14 protein-coding genes and 1 pseudogene are annotated in these 15,602 nt (G+C 66.7%); 9 read left to right on the top strand and 6 right to left on the bottom strand.

From position 1 onward, the window contains the following. The first annotated feature begins 90 nt into the window (after nucleotides 1-90). On the top strand, nucleotides 91-591 hold the full coding sequence (locus AC3WQR_RS17290; RefSeq protein ID WP_307695328.1) for a polyhydroxyalkanoate granule-associated phasin: 501 nt from the start codon (nucleotides 91-93) through the stop codon (nucleotides 589-591). Nucleotides 592-603: 12 nt separating this feature from the next. On the opposite strand, the gene AC3WQR_RS17285 is transcribed toward AC3WQR_RS17290, so the two are convergent. The 3 genes from AC3WQR_RS17285 to AC3WQR_RS17275 form a co-directional block, all read right to left on the bottom strand. Continuing rightward, nucleotides 604-1,800, bottom strand: coding sequence for a metallophosphoesterase (locus tag AC3WQR_RS17285; RefSeq protein ID WP_062480429.1), 1,197 nt, complete (start codon nucleotides 1,798-1,800; stop codon nucleotides 604-606). Between the two features lie 184 nt (nucleotides 1,801-1,984). Continuing rightward, nucleotides 1,985-2,497 (bottom strand): hypothetical protein, encoded by a 513-nt coding sequence (locus AC3WQR_RS17280; RefSeq protein WP_492742954.1) that lies wholly within the window; start codon nucleotides 2,495-2,497, stop codon nucleotides 1,985-1,987. A gap of 112 nt (nucleotides 2,498-2,609) precedes the next feature. After that, complete coding sequence (locus AC3WQR_RS17275) at nucleotides 2,610-3,134, bottom strand: hypothetical protein (RefSeq protein ID WP_369645724.1); 525 nt, start codon at nucleotides 3,132-3,134, stop codon at nucleotides 2,610-2,612. A 408-nt stretch (nucleotides 3,135-3,542) separates the two neighbouring features. Between AC3WQR_RS17275 and AC3WQR_RS17270 the strand changes: the two are divergent. Beyond that, a pseudogene (locus tag AC3WQR_RS17270) lies at nucleotides 3,543-4,502 on the top strand (ABC transporter substrate-binding protein); the annotation flags it as partial. 2 nt (nucleotides 4,503-4,504) lie between these two features. Here the strand turns inward: AC3WQR_RS17270 and gyrB are convergent. The 3 genes from gyrB to dnaA form a co-directional block, all read right to left on the bottom strand. Continuing rightward, nucleotides 4,505-7,126 carry a DNA topoisomerase (ATP-hydrolyzing) subunit B gene (gene gyrB, locus AC3WQR_RS17265; RefSeq protein WP_062480420.1) on the bottom strand — a complete coding sequence of 874 codons (2,622 nt, stop codon included), beginning with the start codon at nucleotides 7,124-7,126 and terminating at the stop codon, nucleotides 4,505-4,507. 134 nt (nucleotides 7,127-7,260) lie between these two features. Continuing rightward, nucleotides 7,261-8,367 carry a DNA polymerase III subunit beta gene (gene dnaN / locus AC3WQR_RS17260; protein ID WP_056574900.1) on the bottom strand — a complete coding sequence of 369 codons (1,107 nt, stop codon included), beginning with the start codon at nucleotides 8,365-8,367 and terminating at the stop codon, nucleotides 7,261-7,263. Nucleotides 8,368-8,456: 89 nt separating this feature from the next. Next, a complete protein-coding gene (dnaA, locus tag AC3WQR_RS17255) occupies nucleotides 8,457-9,836 on the bottom strand; it encodes a chromosomal replication initiator protein DnaA (protein ID WP_062480418.1) in 1,380 nt (459 codons plus the stop codon). A 308-nt stretch (nucleotides 9,837-10,144) separates the two neighbouring features. On the opposite strand from dnaA, the gene rpmH reads away from it, so the two are divergent. The 7 genes from rpmH to AC3WQR_RS17220 form a co-directional block, all read left to right on the top strand. After that, complete coding sequence (rpmH, locus tag AC3WQR_RS17250) at nucleotides 10,145-10,279, top strand: 50S ribosomal protein L34 (RefSeq protein WP_007834827.1); 135 nt, start codon at nucleotides 10,145-10,147, stop codon at nucleotides 10,277-10,279. A gap of 101 nt (nucleotides 10,280-10,380) precedes the next feature. Then, on the top strand, nucleotides 10,381-10,803 hold the full coding sequence (locus tag AC3WQR_RS17245) for a ribonuclease P protein component (protein ID WP_062480416.1): 423 nt from the start codon (nucleotides 10,381-10,383) through the stop codon (nucleotides 10,801-10,803). Then, nucleotides 10,800-11,087 carry a membrane protein insertion efficiency factor YidD gene (yidD, locus tag AC3WQR_RS17240; protein WP_056574909.1) on the top strand — a complete coding sequence of 96 codons (288 nt, stop codon included), beginning with the start codon at nucleotides 10,800-10,802 and terminating at the stop codon, nucleotides 11,085-11,087. Before AC3WQR_RS17245 ends, yidD begins: the two co-directional genes overlap by 4 nt. Then, entirely contained in the window at nucleotides 11,084-12,766 is a 1,683-nt protein-coding gene (gene yidC / locus AC3WQR_RS17235) for a membrane protein insertase YidC (RefSeq protein WP_070063368.1), read from the top strand. Before yidD ends, yidC begins: the two co-directional genes overlap by 4 nt. 74 nt (nucleotides 12,767-12,840) lie before the next feature. Further along, nucleotides 12,841-14,253, top strand: coding sequence for a tRNA uridine-5-carboxymethylaminomethyl(34) synthesis GTPase MnmE (mnmE, locus tag AC3WQR_RS17230; RefSeq protein WP_492730075.1), 1,413 nt, complete (start codon nucleotides 12,841-12,843; stop codon nucleotides 14,251-14,253). A gap of 101 nt (nucleotides 14,254-14,354) precedes the next feature. Next, the gene (locus AC3WQR_RS17225) at nucleotides 14,355-14,816 is read left to right on the top strand and encodes a Crp/Fnr family transcriptional regulator (protein WP_095747374.1); all 462 of its coding nucleotides are present in this window, start codon (nucleotides 14,355-14,357) and stop codon (nucleotides 14,814-14,816) included. An 86-nt stretch (nucleotides 14,817-14,902) separates the two neighbouring features. After that, nucleotides 14,903-15,602, top strand: a 700-nt coding sequence (locus AC3WQR_RS17220; RefSeq protein ID WP_492742951.1) for a zinc ribbon domain-containing protein, incomplete at its 3' end; no start/stop codon positions are given.

Raw genomic sequence — 15,602 nt, 5'->3', positions numbered from 1 at the left:
GTGAAATGACGGTCAGGAATTGTTGCACTGCAACAATTTTCACTTTGCAGGCCTATAGTGGCCCTCTGTTCCCCTACGTGCCCTCTTCCCATGTCGTCCTTCAGTACCACCGCCCGCGTGGCCAGCCCGCTGATGCAATGGGTCGACCTGGCCCTCAAGACCCACGAGACCCTGCTGTCGTCCGGCACGGTGATCCGCATGCGCACCGAGCGCATCGCCAAAGCCGGGCTCACGCCCAGCGCCGCCGACCTCGCGGAGTTCCAGTTGATGGGCCACGAAAAGCTCGCGGCAGCCAGCGAATCAGGCTTGGCGATGGCCAGGCAGTGGCACAGCAGCCAGGCCTCGCTGGCCCAGCGCGCATGGCAGCAATGGCTGCAGGGCGCCACGGCGCTCTTCTCGCTGGCCGGCAGCTTCACGCCGGCGCAGGCGGCCACGCACGGCGATGCGCTCGTGCAGGCCACGGCGCGCGGTGCCAGCACGGCGGGTCAGCTCACGGGTGTGGCGGTGCGCATTGCGCGCGAAGGCCTGAAGCCGATCCACGCGGCCGCCACGTCGAACGCGCGGCGACTGCTGGCCGAACTGCAGGCCTGACGCCGCTGCGTTTCAGGGTTGCGCCGGGACCAGCGTCACCAGCGTGATTTCCGACGGCGCGCCGAAACGCTTCGGCGGCCCCCAGTAGCCGGTGCCCCGGCTCACGTAGATCCACATGTCGTGCAGCTTGTGCAGGCCGGCCGTGAACGGCTGCTGCATCGGCACGAACAGGTTCCACGGAAAGAACTGGCCGCCGTGCGTGTGGCCCGACAGCTGCAGCTGGTAGCCGGCCGCGGCCGCCACCGGCGCGCTGCGCGGCTGGTGCGCCAGCAGCACGCGCGTGTGCACCAGCGGCGGCGCGTCGTACAACGCCAGGTGCGGGTCGCTCGCGTGCGCGGCGTCGAAGTGGCCGGCGGTGAAGTCGGTCACGCCGGCCAGCACCAGGGCGCTTTCGAACAGCTCTTCATCGGTCTGCGCGCCGCGCACGTTGCGCGTCTGCAGCACCACGTGCTCGTTCAGCAGCACCTTCAGGCCGAGGCGGCGCAGCTCGTCGATCCAGGCGTGCGCGCCCGCGTAGTACTCGTGGTTGCCCGTGACCACGAAAGTGCCGTGGCGTGCGCGCAGGCCCGCCAGCGGCGCGATGTGCTCGCGCAGCTCGGGCACGCTGCCGTCGACCAGGTCGCCGGTGATCGCGATGGCGTCGGCGCCGAGCCGGTTCACCGCGTCGACGATGCGCTGGATGTAGCCGTTGCGGATCGTCGGGCCCACGTGGATGTCGCTGAGCTGGGCGATCGTGAAGCCGGCCAGCGCCGCCGGCAGGCCGCGAATGGGCACGTCGACCTGCTTCACGCCGGCCGTGCGGCGCGCGTTGACGAAGCCGACCAGCGACACGCCCGTGGCCAGCGCCAGCACCGCCAGCGCGCTCCAGGGCCCGACCTTGTCCCAGGGCACCTGCAGGCCGCCGAGCGCGCTCGCCAGCCAGGCCAGCAGCAGGCCGAGGTCGCGCACCAGCGTGAGCACGAACAGCGAGGAGAACCAGCCCATGCTGATCAGGCCGATCCAGTGCAGCGTCTCGCCGGCCGGCTTTGCCTTGCGGTCGGCGCGGTGGCTGCGCGACACGAAGGGCAGCGGCATCGTGACCGCCGACACCGCCAGCAGCACGAGCGCCAACGGCCACGCAGGCGTGAGCGACGCCAGCGCAGGCAGCAGGCGCAGCGCGATGTAGACGTGCAGCAGCGCGGTCAGGACGCTCAGGGGACGGATCGGCATGAGGACTGGGGGGACGCGGGCATTGCCCGGGACACGTCATCTGCAAGGCGCATGCCGCGCATTCAAGGCGTCGAAAGCTGCCTGGGTCGCTATTTTTTCTATAGCGCAGGGCAACCGGATAGCGGGCGTTATGGCGCCTCGGGCGTGACGTTTCGGTGTCGGCTGCGGCGCGGCGGCGCCGTGCTTACCGCACCGCGCGCGTGCCGGCCGACGCCATGTCGGTGCCCGCCGGCCATTCGAAGAGCGCCTTGGCCGGCGCACCGGGCGACACCAGCAGCGTTTGCTTCAGCGTCTGGCCGCCGATGCGAGCCTCCACTTCATAGCGACCCGGCTCGAGCCGCGCCACCATGAACGGGCCGCCCGAGACCACGTTGTCGAGCAACGCGGTGCCGTGGCTGTCGCGCACCGTCACATGCACGCCGGCCGCGAAATCAGCGCGGCGGCCGTCCTTGATCGCGAATTCGAAGCTCGCGGGCCAGCGCGGCGACACGGTTTCCATCAGCTGCGCCTCGTCCTGGCCGATGCCGCCGCTCATGTACTCGACGCCGTGCGCCATGTGGATCGGCGGGTTCATCGCGGCCTGGGCCGGCTGCGCCGAGAGCGCGCCGCCGAGCAGCACCAGCAAGGCGGCACCGGCCGCCGCGGCCACGGGCCGGGCGTGCGAGAACAGAAACAGGGGATTGGTGGTGAGAGACATCGGAGCCTTCCTTTCCGGGCGGTGGTGGCGACACGCCACGCAGGAAGGCACTGTGCCGGGCACGACTTAAGGAAGACTTAACTGCGCGCGGGCCGCAGCGGCCCGCGTCGGGTCAGCGCGCGGCGGTTTGTGCCAGCGCCTGGGGCAGCGGTGGCGCGACCGAGGCCATGTCGAAGTTCGACGGCCAGACGAAGGAGGCGCGCGCCGGAATGCCGGCGATCACGACCAGTTGCTGCGTGAGCGTGAGCCCGCCCAGCGTCACGTCGACGTCATAGGCGCCCGGTTCGAGCCGCGCGAGCATGTAAGGCGCCTGGGTCTGCACTTGCATCACCGTCTGGCCTGTGTACTTCTGGCGCACCTGGATCGAGGCCTTGGCCGGGAAGCCGGCCTGCTGCGCGCCCTTGCCGTCGTTCACGCGCAAGTCGATGGCGGCGGCCCAGCGCGGCGCCACCATTTCCATGAAGGCGGCTTCGCCCTTGGCGGCACCGCCGCACATGTATTCGATGCCCTGCGCGACCTGGATCGGCGGGTTCGAGAACGCATGGGCCGGCGACACGGCCACGAGGAAGGCCGCGGCGACCGATGCGGCGCCCAGAACCAGTGCAGCCACGGGCTGTTGGAAACGCTTGGGGTTCATTGCTCTGTGTGTCCTCGATCTTGCGTGACAGGAAATCCGTCAGGAATTTTGCTTAGCAAGAGTCGGGCTAGATATAGCGTTTACGAGGAAGCTTCTGCGTTGCGCAGGTGAATGCTATTGTTTTCATAGCTGGTGACGCCCGTGTGACGGGCGCCAGTCCCGCTTTTCGGGAGTCTTTCATCGGAAACCCTGAGATGGGGCTCGCGGACGCGCCGCGAGCGAGCGATTTCTGGTCCGTCGCCGGCCCCGCGGCCTGTGCTGAATTGGCAACAAAAGACGGAATTGGTGCGCAATTGACTGGGCATTCCCTAGCTATTGGCGGGCGCGCAAAGAAATTAGGCTCGGCGCTTCCTTTCAAAGCGCGCAAACCAAATGCTTCATTCAAATCGCCGATTCGTTTTTTTGCTGATGGCTTTGGGACTGGCCGCCCAGGCAAGCGCAGAGCAGCCGGTGCCGATCCGCATCGGCGTCATCGGCCCTTTCACCGGGCCGTCGGCCGACTTCGGCGTGCCCATGCTCAACGGCGTGAAGATGGCCGTCGACGAAATCAATGCCGTGGGCGGGTATCTGGGCCGCTCGCTCGAACTGGTGATCAAGGACGACCAGGCCAATCCGGACACCGGCCGTTCGCAATCCCAGGCCCTCGTCAATGAAAAAGTGGTCGCGACCATCGGCTTCTGCAATACCGGTGTGGCGATGAATTCATTGGCCGTTTTCAATGACGCGAAATTGCCGCTGATCGTGCCCTGCGCCACCGGCTCGCCATTGACTTCGACCTATCCGCCGGCCACAAGCTATGTATTTCGCACCTCGCCCAAGGACAGCATCCAGGCCCCCTTCGTGGTCGACGACCTGCTGGCGCGCGGCTGGAAACGGGTCGCCGTGTTGCACGACAGCACCGGCTACGGCGAGGCGGGCGCCAAGGATGTCGAGAAGGCGCTGGCGGCCAAGCACCTCAAGCCCGTCTACGTGGGGAAATTTCCGCTCGGCGTGAAAGACCTGACGAAGGAGCTGTCGGAGGCCAAGGCGGCCGGCGCGGACGTCATCTTCAGCTACACCGTGGGCCCCGAGAACGCCGTCATCGCGCGCAGCCGGCAGGCCTTGAACTGGAAGGTGCCGCAGGTCGGGGCCTGGACGCTGTCCTTCCCGTCCTTCATCGAGGGCGCGCGGGAGGCTTCCGAAGGCGCGCTGATGGCGCAGAGCTTCATCGCCGAGCCGAGCAACGAACGCCGCTCGTCGTTTCTTTCCAATTACGCGCGCAAATTCAACACCAAGCGCATCCCGGTCCCGATGGCCGCCGCGCAGGCCTACGACGCCACCTACCTGCTGGCCCATGCGATGTTCAACGTGCCCAGTGGCAAGCTCGACGATCAGACGTCGATGTTCGCCGCGCGCAGCGCGTTCTGCTCGATGAACTCGCGGCGCGGTTCCACCTCGTCGCCCATCAGCATCGTGAACACGCGGTCGGCCTCGATCGCGTCGTCGATCTGCACGCGCAGCAGGCGGCGCACGGTCGGGTCCATGGTGGTTTCCCACAGCTGCTCGGGGTTCATCTCGCCCAGGCCCTTGTAGCGCTGGCGCGAGGTGGCGCGTTCGGCTTCACCGATCAGCCACTTCATGGCCTGGCGGAAGTCGTCGACCTTTTCTTCCTTGCCGCGTTCGCCCTCGCCGCGCTTGACCAGCGCGCCTTCGGCGCTCAGCAGGCCGCGGAAGGTGTTGGCGGCCTGCGCCAGCGCGTCGTAGTCGGCGCCGTGCACGAAGTCCTGCGAGATCACGCTGGACTTGATGTTGCCGTGGTGGCGGCGGCTGATGCGCAGCAGCGGCTTGTCGGTGCGGGCGTCGAACTCGCTGCTCACCTCGGCCGGCACGCCGGTCGTGTTGAGCTCGCGCAGCTTGGCCTGCAGCGCCACGGCCGAGGCCTCGGCGGCGGCCGGCGTGTCGAGGTCGAGCGCCACGCCGTCGGCGATGGCGCGCAGGGCTTCGGCGTCCATGAAGTTGCGCAGGCGCGCAATCACGGCCTCGGCCACCTGGTGCTTGCGCGCCAGCTCGGCCAGGGTGTCGCCCGACAGCGTGGTCGAGGCGGCGCCGCCGGTCTCGATGCTCGCGTCCTTCAGTGCGACCTTGAGCAGGAAGGCGTCGAGCGCGGGGCCGTCCTTCAGGTACTGCTCTTCCTTGCCGACCTTCACCTTGTACAGCGGCGGCTGCGCGATGTAGATGTGGCCGCGCTCGACCAGCTCGGGCATCTGCCGGTAGAAGAAGGTGAGCAACAGCGTGCGGATGTGGGCGCCGTCCACGTCGGCGTCGGTCATGATGATGATGCGGTGGTAACGCAGCTTGGCGACGTTGAAGTCGTCCGCGCCGCCGCCCGCCGTGGTCGCGCCGGCACGGCCGATGCCGGTACCGAGCGCGGTGATCATCGTGAGAATTTCGTTGCTGGTGAGCAGCTTCTCGTAACGCGCTTTCTCGACGTTCAGGATCTTGCCGCGCAGCGGCAGGATGGCCTGGAACTTCCGGTCGCGGCCCTGCTTGGCGGAGCCGCCGGCGGAGTCACCCTCCACCAGGTAGACCTCGCACAGGGCGGGGTCCTTTTCCTGGCAGTCGGCCAGCTTGCCGGGCAGGCCCATGCCGTCCAGCACGCCCTTGCGGCGCGTCATTTCGCGGGCCTTGCGGGCGGCTTCGCGGGCGCGGGCGGCCTCGACGATCTTGCCGCAGATGATCTTGGCGTCGTTCGGGCGCTCCTGCAGGTAGTCGGTGAGCAGGCGCCCGACGATGTCTTCCACCGGCGCGCGCACTTCGCTGGACACCAGCTTGTCCTTGGTCTGGCTCGAGAACTTGGGCTCGGGCACCTTCACGCTCAGCACGCAGCACAGGCCTTCGCGCATGTCGTCGCCAGTGACTTCGACCTTCGCCTTTTTCGCGAACTCGTTTTCTTCGATGTACTTGTTGATGACGCGGGTCATCGCGGCGCGCAGCCCCGTGAGGTGGGTGCCGCCGTCACGCTGGGGGATGTTGTTGGTGAAGCAGAGGACCTGCTCGTTGTAGCCGCTGTTCCACTGCATCGCCACTTCGACGCCGATGTGCGTGCCAGGGATGCCGCCGTAGGTGTCGGCCGGCTTCTCGCCCGCCGCGTAGAACGAGTTCGGGTGCAGGACGGTCTTGCCCTTGTTGATGAATTCCACGAAGCCGCGCACGCCGCCGGCGCCGGAGAAATCGTCTTCCTTGCCGGTGCGCTCGTCGAGCAGGCGGATGCGCACGCCGTTGTTCAGGAAGCTCAGCTCGCGCAGGCGCTTGCTCAGGATTTCGTAGTGGAAATCGTTGTTTTCCTTGAAGATTTCCGTGTCGGGCAGGAAGTGCACTTCGGTGCCGCGCTTGTCGGTGTCGCCGATGACCTTCATGGGCGAGACCTCGAAACCGTTCACGGTTTCGAGCAGGCGGTTCTGCACGAAGCCGCGGCTGAATTCGAGCTCGTGGATCTTGCCTTCGCGGCGCACGATGAGGCGCAGCTTCACGCTCAGCGCGTTCACGCACGAGACGCCCACGCCGTGCAGGCCGCCCGAGACCTTGTAGCTGTTCTGGTTGAACTTGCCGCCGGCGTGCAGTTCGGTGAGCGCGATTTCAGCGGCCGAGCGCTTGGGCTCGTGCTTGTCGTCCATCTTCACGCCGGTCGGGATGCCGCGGCCGTTGTCGGTGACGGAGATCGAGTTGTCGGAGTGGATGGTCACGACGATGTCGTCGCAATGGCCCGCGAGCGCTTCGTCGATGGAGTTGTCCACCACTTCGAACACCAGGTGGTGCAGGCCCGTGCCGTCGGAGGTGTCGCCGATGTACATGCCCGGGCGCTTGCGCACGGCTTCCAGACCTTCGAGGATCGTGATCGCACCTTCGCCGTAGCTGGAGTCGGCGGGGACGCCTTCGGGCGCCACGATCTGGATTTCGGGGGTATAGACCGGCTCGGTGTGCGGCACGTCGGGCTTGTTCTCTTCTGCACTCATTCGGATATTCCTCTGTCTCTCACGGGTTTCCCGTGATTTTTCGGGCTCTCAAAAGCTCAATTCGCCGCCTCTTGAAAGCGCAAACCCGCGGGGGGCCGCGGGTCGTGTGCGCAAGGCGCTGTGTTTTCCAGGGTCTAGATGCGCATCGGCATCACGACGTACTTGAAAGATGCGTTCTCGGGGATGGTTAACAAGGCCGAGCTGTTGGAGTCGGCCAGATCCAGCTTGACCATGTCCTGGTCCATGTTCGACAGCGCGTCGATCAGGTAGGTGACGTTGAAGCCGATCTCGATGCTGTCGCCGCCGTAGTCGATGTCGAGCTCGTCCTGGGCTTCTTCCTGCTCGGCGTTGTTCGACGCGATGCGCAGCGTGCCCGGCTCGATGTTCAGGCGCACGCCCTTGAACTTCTCGCTGGTCAGGATGGCGGTGCGCTGCAGGCTGGCCAGGAGCGGCGCGCGGCCCAGCGTGACGGTGTTCTTGTGATTCTTGGGAATCACGCGGTTGTAGTCGGGGAACTTGCCCTCGACCAGCTTGGTGACGAACTCCATGCCGCCGAAGCTGAACTTGGCCTGGTTGTTCGCGAATTGCATCTCGATGGCGCCTTCGGCGTCCGACAGGAGGCGCTGCATTTCGAGCACGGTCTTGCGCGGCAGGATCACTTCCTGGCGGGGCACTTCGACGTCGAGCATGGCCGAGGAGAACGCCAGGCGGTGGCCGTCGGTGGCCACCAGGCTCAGCTGCTTGCCTTCGGCCACGAACAGGATGCCGTTCAGGTAGTAGCGGATGTCGTGCACGGCCATCGCGAACGAGACCTGCGAGAGCAGGTCTTTCAGCGTCTTTTGCGGCACGCTGAACACGGGGCCGAAATTGGCCGCTTCCTGCACCAGCGGGAAGTCTTCGGCGGGCAGCGACTGCAGCGTGAAGCGGCTCTTGCCGCCCTTGAGCACGAGCTTGCTGGCGCTCGATTCGAGGCTCACGGTCTGGTCGGCCGGCATGGTGCGCAGGATGTCGATCAGCTTGCGTGCACCGATGGTGGTCGTGAAGTTGCCTTCGTCGCCGCCGAGCTCGGCGGTGGTGCGGATCTGGATCTCGAGGTCGCTGGTGGTCAGCTGCAGCTGGCCGCCGGTCTTGCGGATCAGCACATTGGCCAGGATCGGCAGGGTATGGCGCCGCTCCACGATGCCGGCCACCGACTGCAGCGCGGCAAGAACTTTGTCTTGGGTTGCCTTCAAAACGATCATGTCTTCTTCCTCTTCTCTTATCTCTTTGAATCAGCTTTCAGGACGCCATTCTCCGCTGTCGCGAGGGGCGTTCTTGATGACATTCGGCTTCAGCCTTTGAGGGTCTGTTCGAGGACGTGCAGCTGCTGGTTGAGTTCGGTGAGCTGCTGGCGCTCGCCCGAAATCTTTCGCACTGCGTGGAGCACCGTCGTGTGGTCGCGACCGCCGAACAGCTCGCCGATTTCCGGCAGGCTCTTCTGCGTGAGCTCCTTGGCCAGGTACATCGCGATCTGCCGCGGCCGCGCAATGCTGGCCGGGCGTTTCTTGCTGTACATGTCGGCGACCTTGATCTTGTAGTAGTCGGCCACCGTCTTCTGGATATTTTCGACCGAGATCTGCCGATTCTGGATCGACAGCAGGTCGCGCAGCGCCTCGCGCGCCAGGGCGATCGAGATCTCCTTCTGGTTGAAACGCGAGTACGCCAGGATCTTGCGCAGGGCGCCTTCGAGCTCGCGCACGTTGGAGCGCACGTTCTTGGCCACGAAGAAGGCGACTTCCTCGGGCATTTCGGTGCCTTCCACGCGGGCCTTGTTGATCAGAATGGCCACGCGCATCTCGAGCTCGGGCGGCTCGATCGCCACCGTGAGGCCCGAATCGAAGCGCGACACCAGCCGCTCGTGGATGTCGGCCAGCCCCTTGGGGTAGGTGTCGCTGGTCATCACGATGTGCGACTTCTTGGCCAGCAGGGCCTCGAAGGCGTTGAAGAACTCTTCCTGCGTGCGGTCCTTGTTGGCGAAGAACTGCACGTCGTCGATCAGCAGCAGATCGAGCGAGTGGTAGCGTTCCTTGAACTCATCGAAAGTCTTGCGCTGATAGGCCTTGACCACATCCGACACGAACTGCTCGGCGTGGATGTAGAGAACTTTGGAGTCGGGCCGGTCGGCCAGCAGCCGGTTACCCACAGCGTGCATCAGGTGGGTCTTGCCCAGGCCGACGCCGCCGTAGATGAAAAGCGGGTTGTACAGGTGGCCCGGCATGCCGGCCACGTGCATGGCCGCGGCGCGCGCCATGCGGTTGGCCGTGCCCTCGACCAGGGTGTCGAAAGTGAGCCCCGAATTGAGCCGGTTCTTGAAGCCGGCGGCCGCCGGTTCCTCGCCCGGGCCGGCCACGTCGCGCGGCACATCCGTTTCGGCCATGATGGCCATGGGCGCAACGCGGACGGGGGTTTCTCGCGGAGCGAGCGCTAACTCGATGGTGACCGGCTGGCCGTACATCTTCTCGGCCATGGCCGCGATCTTGCCCGCGTACTGGGCACGGATCCAGTCGAGCTTGAAGCGGTTGGCGACGAACACCGTCATGCGCGAAAGGTCGTCGGCGACCTGCGCGGTGAGGGGCTTGATCCAGGTGTTGAACTGCTGCTCGGACAGCTCCTGCGCGAGCTGGTCGACGCAGGCCTGCCACAGGCTTTCGCCGATGCCGTCAGTCGACATGGGCGCTTGAAAAAGTGATGGAACCCTCGGGCATTTCTTGTATAGGTATTGTGGATATTCTCTGCTGGAAGGCGCTGGGCATTCTAACTTGTCAAAACCTTATCCACATGCTGCGCTGCACATGGAAAGGCCCGCAAATCTAGTCGAAGATTGTTCCGGCGGCCAATGTTTGCGATAATTGCGGGTTTCCCTGAAAAGCCTTCACAGCGTCTTTCGGGGGCCATCCGAAACTCGCTCCCCCAGCGCTCGCCGGGTTTTTGCATGCCTTCATGCGGAAACCGGCGCAAACAGGGAATCAGGAAACCATCATGAAACGCACTTACCAAGCATCCAAAGTCCGCCGCGCCCGTACCCACGGCTTTCTGGTCCGCATGAAGACCCGTGGCGGCCGCGCCGTGATCAACGCACGCCGCGCCAAGGGCCGCAAGCGCCTGGCCGTCTGACGGCACCCCACCTGCCGTTGTCAGCCGCCGACACGTCCGCGCAGGCTCCTGCAGCCTCTGCGCCTGGCCCCGCCAGCAGCGACGTCCGCGGCCCGGCTTCCTTGCAGCGGCTCAAGACCCGCGCGCAATTCCAGGCCGTCCTCGCAGGTGCCACCGTGGCGCGCACTGCCCATTTCGCATTGCACCGCTGTGCGCTCGATGTTTCTCCATCGGGCGCCGCTTCGCTGTTTCCGTCCGATGAGGTCTGGCTGGGCGCCATGGTGCCCAAGCGCTGGGCACGCCGCGCGGTGACGCGCAACGCCATCAAGCGCCAGATCTACGCCGTGAGCGCCGCGCCCGGCGTCGTGTTGCCGCGTGCCGCGCACGTGGTGCGTCTGCGCGCCGGTTTCGATCGCAAGGCGTTCGTGAGCGCCTCCTCGGACAAGCTCAAGGCCGCCGTGCGCGCCGAGCTCCAGCAATTGCTGGCGCGCGCCGGGCGTCCGCCGGCACCGGCTGCCGCCTCCCCCGCTCCTGCTTCCGCATGAAACGCCTGCTGATCGGCCTCGTGAAGGGCTACCGCCTGCTGCTGAGCCCCTGGCTCGGGCAGTCGTGCCGCTTCACGCCGACCTGCTCGGTGTATTCGATCGAGGCGCTGGAAGTGCACGGCGCGCTCAAGGGCAGCTACCTGACGCTGCACCGCATCGCGCGCTGCCAGCCCTGGTGCCAGGGCGGCCACGATCCGGTTCCACCGAAATCACAGCGTCGCACTGACAAGTCAGGATCGCTGTTTTCGTCTCTTCTCTCCTCCGACAAGAAGTCTTCGTCATGAACGATATCCGCCGCACGATCCTGTGGGTGATTTTTGGTTTCTCGCTCGTGCTGCTGTGGGACCAATGGCAGGTCTTCAACGGCAACAAGCCGACCTTCCTGCCGTCGACCAAGCCCGCCGCCACGGCGCCGGCCACGGGCAGCGCTGCCAACAACGGCGTGCCGACCGCGGCTGCCGCAGCCGGCGGCACCGCGGGCGCCGTGCCCACGCAGGCGGCCCCGGCCACGCCGCGCGAGCAGGTCGTGGTGACCTCCGACCTGTTCAAGGCGACGATCGACAGCGAAGGCGCCACGGTCAACCACCTCGAACTGCTCAAGTACGACGAAGCCGACCGCACCAAGCGCGTCGTGCTGTTCGAGAACGGCTCGCCCGCCACGCGTTACGTGGCGCAGACCGGCCTGCTGAACCCCGTCGCCGGCGACGCCTTCCCCAACCACCTGACGGCCATGACGCCCAAGGCCGGTCCGCGCACGATGGCCGACGGCCAGAACACGCTCGAAGTGAGCTTCGAAAGCGCCCCGGTCGGCGGCCTGAAGTACATCAAGACCTACGTGTTCAAGCGTGACGACTACGTCATCGGCGTGCGCCACGAAGTGGTCAACGTGAGCGACCAGCCGCGCGACGCGCAGCTGTACATGCAGCTGCTGCGCCACGGCACCGTGGCCGCCGGCACCATGTTCGGCACCAACACCTTTACCGGCCCGGCCGCGTACACCAACGAGAAGAAGTTCCACAAGCTCGACTTCAAGGACATCGCCAAGGGCAAGGTCGAGCCGCCGCCGCCGGCCAACGACGGCTGGATCGCGATGGTGCAGCATTACTTCGCGTCGGCCTGGCTGCTCAAGGGCGACCCGGCCAGCGAACAGCTGCGCCGCGAATTCCGCGTGAAGGACCTGGGCGACAACCTCTTCACCGTGGCCATGGTCGCCACGCTGCCGAAGATCGCCCCGGGCGCCACGCAGGTCGTGAACAGCGCGCTGTTCGCCGGCCCCGAAGAAGAAAAGAAGCTCGAAGCCATCGCCCCCGGCCTGGACCTAGTGAAGGACTACGGCATCTTCGCGATCATCTCCAAGCCGCTGTACTGGCTGCTCACGCAGCTGCACGGCATCCTGGGCAACTGGGGCTGGGCGATCGTGGCGCTGGTGGTGCTGCTGAAGGCGGCCTTCTACTGGCTCAACGCCAAGGCCTACGCCAGCATGGCCAAGATGAAGGCCATCAACCCCAAGATCATGGAAATGCGCGAGCGGCTGAAGGACAAGCCGCAAGAAATGCAGCAGGAAATGATGCGGATCTACAAGACCGAGAAGGTCAATCCGATGGGCGGCTGCTTCCCCATCGTGATCCAGATCCCGGTGTTCATCGCGCTGTACTGGGTGCTGCTGTCGTCGGTTGAAATGCGCCACGCCCCGTGGATCGGCTGGATCACCGACCTGTCGGCACCCGATCCCTGGTACATCCTGCCGATCGTGATGACGGCCACCTCGCTGTTCCAGACCTGGCTCAACCCGACGCCGCCCGATCCGATGCAGGCCAAGCTGATGTGGATCATGCCGCTCGCGTTCAGCGTGATGTTCATCTTCTTCCCGGCCGGCCTGGTGCTGTACTGGATCACGAACAACGTGCTGTCGATCGCGCAGCAGTGGTTCATCAACAAGCGACTGGGCGTGCTCGGCAAGTAAGCCAGCCGGCCTCCGCCACCCGCAAAGGGCCGCATCCGCGGCCCTTTGCTTTTTGCTGAAAGAATCGCGCTGTCATGACCCTCGCCCGCACCACCGATCCCATCGTCGCCATCGCCACCGCCCCGGGGCGCGGGGCGGTCGGCATCGTTCGCGTGTCGGGCGCCCGGCTGGCGCCGCTGGTCGAGGCGCTGTGCGCCCGCGCCCTCAAGCCGCGCGAAGCCACCTACCTGCCCTTTCGCGATGCGCAGGGCGAGCCGGTCGACCACGGCCTGGCGATCCATTTCCCGACGCCGCACTCCTACACCGGCGAAGACGTGCTCGAGCTGCAGGCGCACGGCGGCCCGGTCGTGCTGCAGCTGTTGCTGTCGCGCTGCCTGGAAGCTGCGGCCGAAATCGATCCGGCCACCGGCCGCCCGCGCCTGCCGGGCTTGCGCGTGGCCGAGCCGGGCGAGTTCAGCCAGCGCGCCTTTCTCAACGGCAAGATCGACCTGGCCCAGGCCGAGGCCATCGCCGACCTGATCGACGCGAGCACCGAGGCGGCCGCGCGCAGCGCCGGGCGTTCGCTGTCGGGCGCGTTCTCGCGCGAGATCCATACGCTGCGCGACGCGCTGATCCACCTGCGCATGCTGGTCGAGGCCACGCTCGACTTCCCTGAAGAAGAGATCGACTTCCTCCAGAAAGCCGACGCGACCGGCCAGCTGCAACGGTTGCAGGCGCAGCTGGCCGCTGTGCAACAGCGCGCCAAACAGGGCGCGTTGCTGCGCGAAGGCATCAAGGTGGTGATCGCGGGCCAGCCCAACGCCGGCAAGAGTTCGCTGCTCAACGCGCTGGCCGGCGCCGAGCTGGCCATCGTGAGCGCCATCGCGGGCACCACGCGCGACGTGGTCTCGCAGACCATCCAGATCCACGGCGTGCCGCTGCACGTGGCCGACACCGCCGGCCTGCGCGACAGCACCGACGAGGTCGAGCAGATCGGCGTGGCGCGCGCCTGGGGCCAGATCGAAAGCGCCGACGCCGTGCTGTTCCTGCACGACCTGACGCGCGCCGGCCAGCCTGACTACGCCGCCGCCGACGCCGAGATCCTGGCCGGCCTGCGGCGCAAGCTGCCGGCGAGCGTGCCGGTGCTCGATGTGTGGAACAAGCAGGACGCAGCGGTTTCGGCCTCGCCGCCGTCCGAAGGCATCGCCCTGTCGGCCAAGACCGGTGCGGGCATCGAGGCGCTGCGCGACCAGCTGCTCGCGATGGCCGGCTGGCAGGCTGTGCCCGAGGGCGTCTACCTGGCGCGCGCGCGCCACGTGCAGGCGCTGGCCCGCGTCGAGACGCACCTCGCGCTGGCGGCGGCCCACCTGGCGGCGCAGGCCCAGCTGCTCGACCTGCTGGCGGAGGAGCTGCGGCTGGCGCAGAACGCACTCAACGAGATCACCGGCGAGTTCGGCGCGGACGACCTGCTGGGGGTCATCTTTTCGCGCTTCTGTATCGGGAAATAGCGACACATGCGTGCGCTTCGCTGGTGAAAGCGTAAACAGTTGTAGCCGAACCTCGGGGCCTTCGCGGATACTTCGGATCACTTGCGGGGGTCGAGAAAAACATGTCCATCCAGAACCTGAGCCGCGCCATCGCGGAGAACCTGAGCGCCGACGCGTTCGCGCTGACCTTGAGCGTCGCGCAGTGGGACACGCTCGCGGGTTATCTGCAGCCCATCGAAACCGCGATCGGCGACGTGCTGATCTCGCAGGGCACGCACGACCGCTCGGTGTTCTTCGTCGAAAGCGGCGCCATCAGCGTGCACCGCGTCAGCAGCAAGGAACAGATGCGCCTGGCCGTGCTGTCGCCGGGCTCGGTGGTGGGCGAAGGCTCGTTTTTCTCGCGCGAGCCGCATGCGGCCAACGTGGTGGTCACCGGCGCGGGACGCGTGTGGCGCCTCACCGCCGTGCGGTTCTCCGAGATGTCGAACCGCCAGCCCAACATGGCGCTGGACATCGCGATGGCGCTCGGCGCCGTGATCGCCAAGCGCATGGCGCACCGCTCCAAGCGGGTGGCCGTCACCTGAGCCTTTCGGCTCGCCGCGCGCTGCCAGCCGCCGCACAACAACAAGAACAAGTCTTCGTTTCCGATCCCGAGAATTGCTGGTGAGCCATGGCCTTGATCTGCCCGGTCTGTGACGCGGACAACCGCGAGGGTGCCAATTTCTGCAGGAACTGCGGTGGCCGGCTGTCGGCCGCCGACCGCGTGCCGCCCCCGGCGCCCAGTCCTGCCGACCGCGAATGGGCCACCACCGCACCGGCCCAGCTGCGTGCCCCGACCATTCCCGCGCCGCTGTTCGATCCTGCCGAGTCGAAGCGCGCATCGTCGCCGGCGTCCAACGGCTGGAGGCCCGAGCCGCCACCACCTCCACCGCCAGCGGATGAAAAAACCGTGATCGTGGCATCGGGGCGCGGGGGGGCCGCATCGTCTTTGCCTCCGTCCCCGCGGGCCGACCGGCCAAAGACGCGGATCAAGGTCAAGCGCATCAAGCCGCCCGAACCGGTGCTGCGCCCGCGCGGCATCGGGTTGTGGCTGGGGTTGCTCGCGGTCGCGCTGCTGCTGGTCGTCGCGGGCTGGCTGGGCTACGGGACCGGCAGCAAGGCGCCCGAGCCGGCCGTGGCACCGCCTCCTGTCGCCGCGCCGGCGCCCGCCGCGACGCCGCCGGTGGTCGAAGCACCGCCCGTCGCGACCGAGCCCGCGCCGCCCGTGGCCGAAGCGCCACCCACGGAAGCGGTCGCCGAGCCGGCGGAAGCCGCACCCAAGCCCACGCCTGTCGCGAAGCCGCGCAAGCCCGTGACACCCCCCGCACCGG

The organism is Variovorax sp. FW305-3-2-15-B-LB1 (assembly GCF_058787635.1).
The sequence above is the reverse complement of the archived record's forward strand: the minus strand, read 5'-3'. Positions and strand labels throughout refer to the sequence as shown.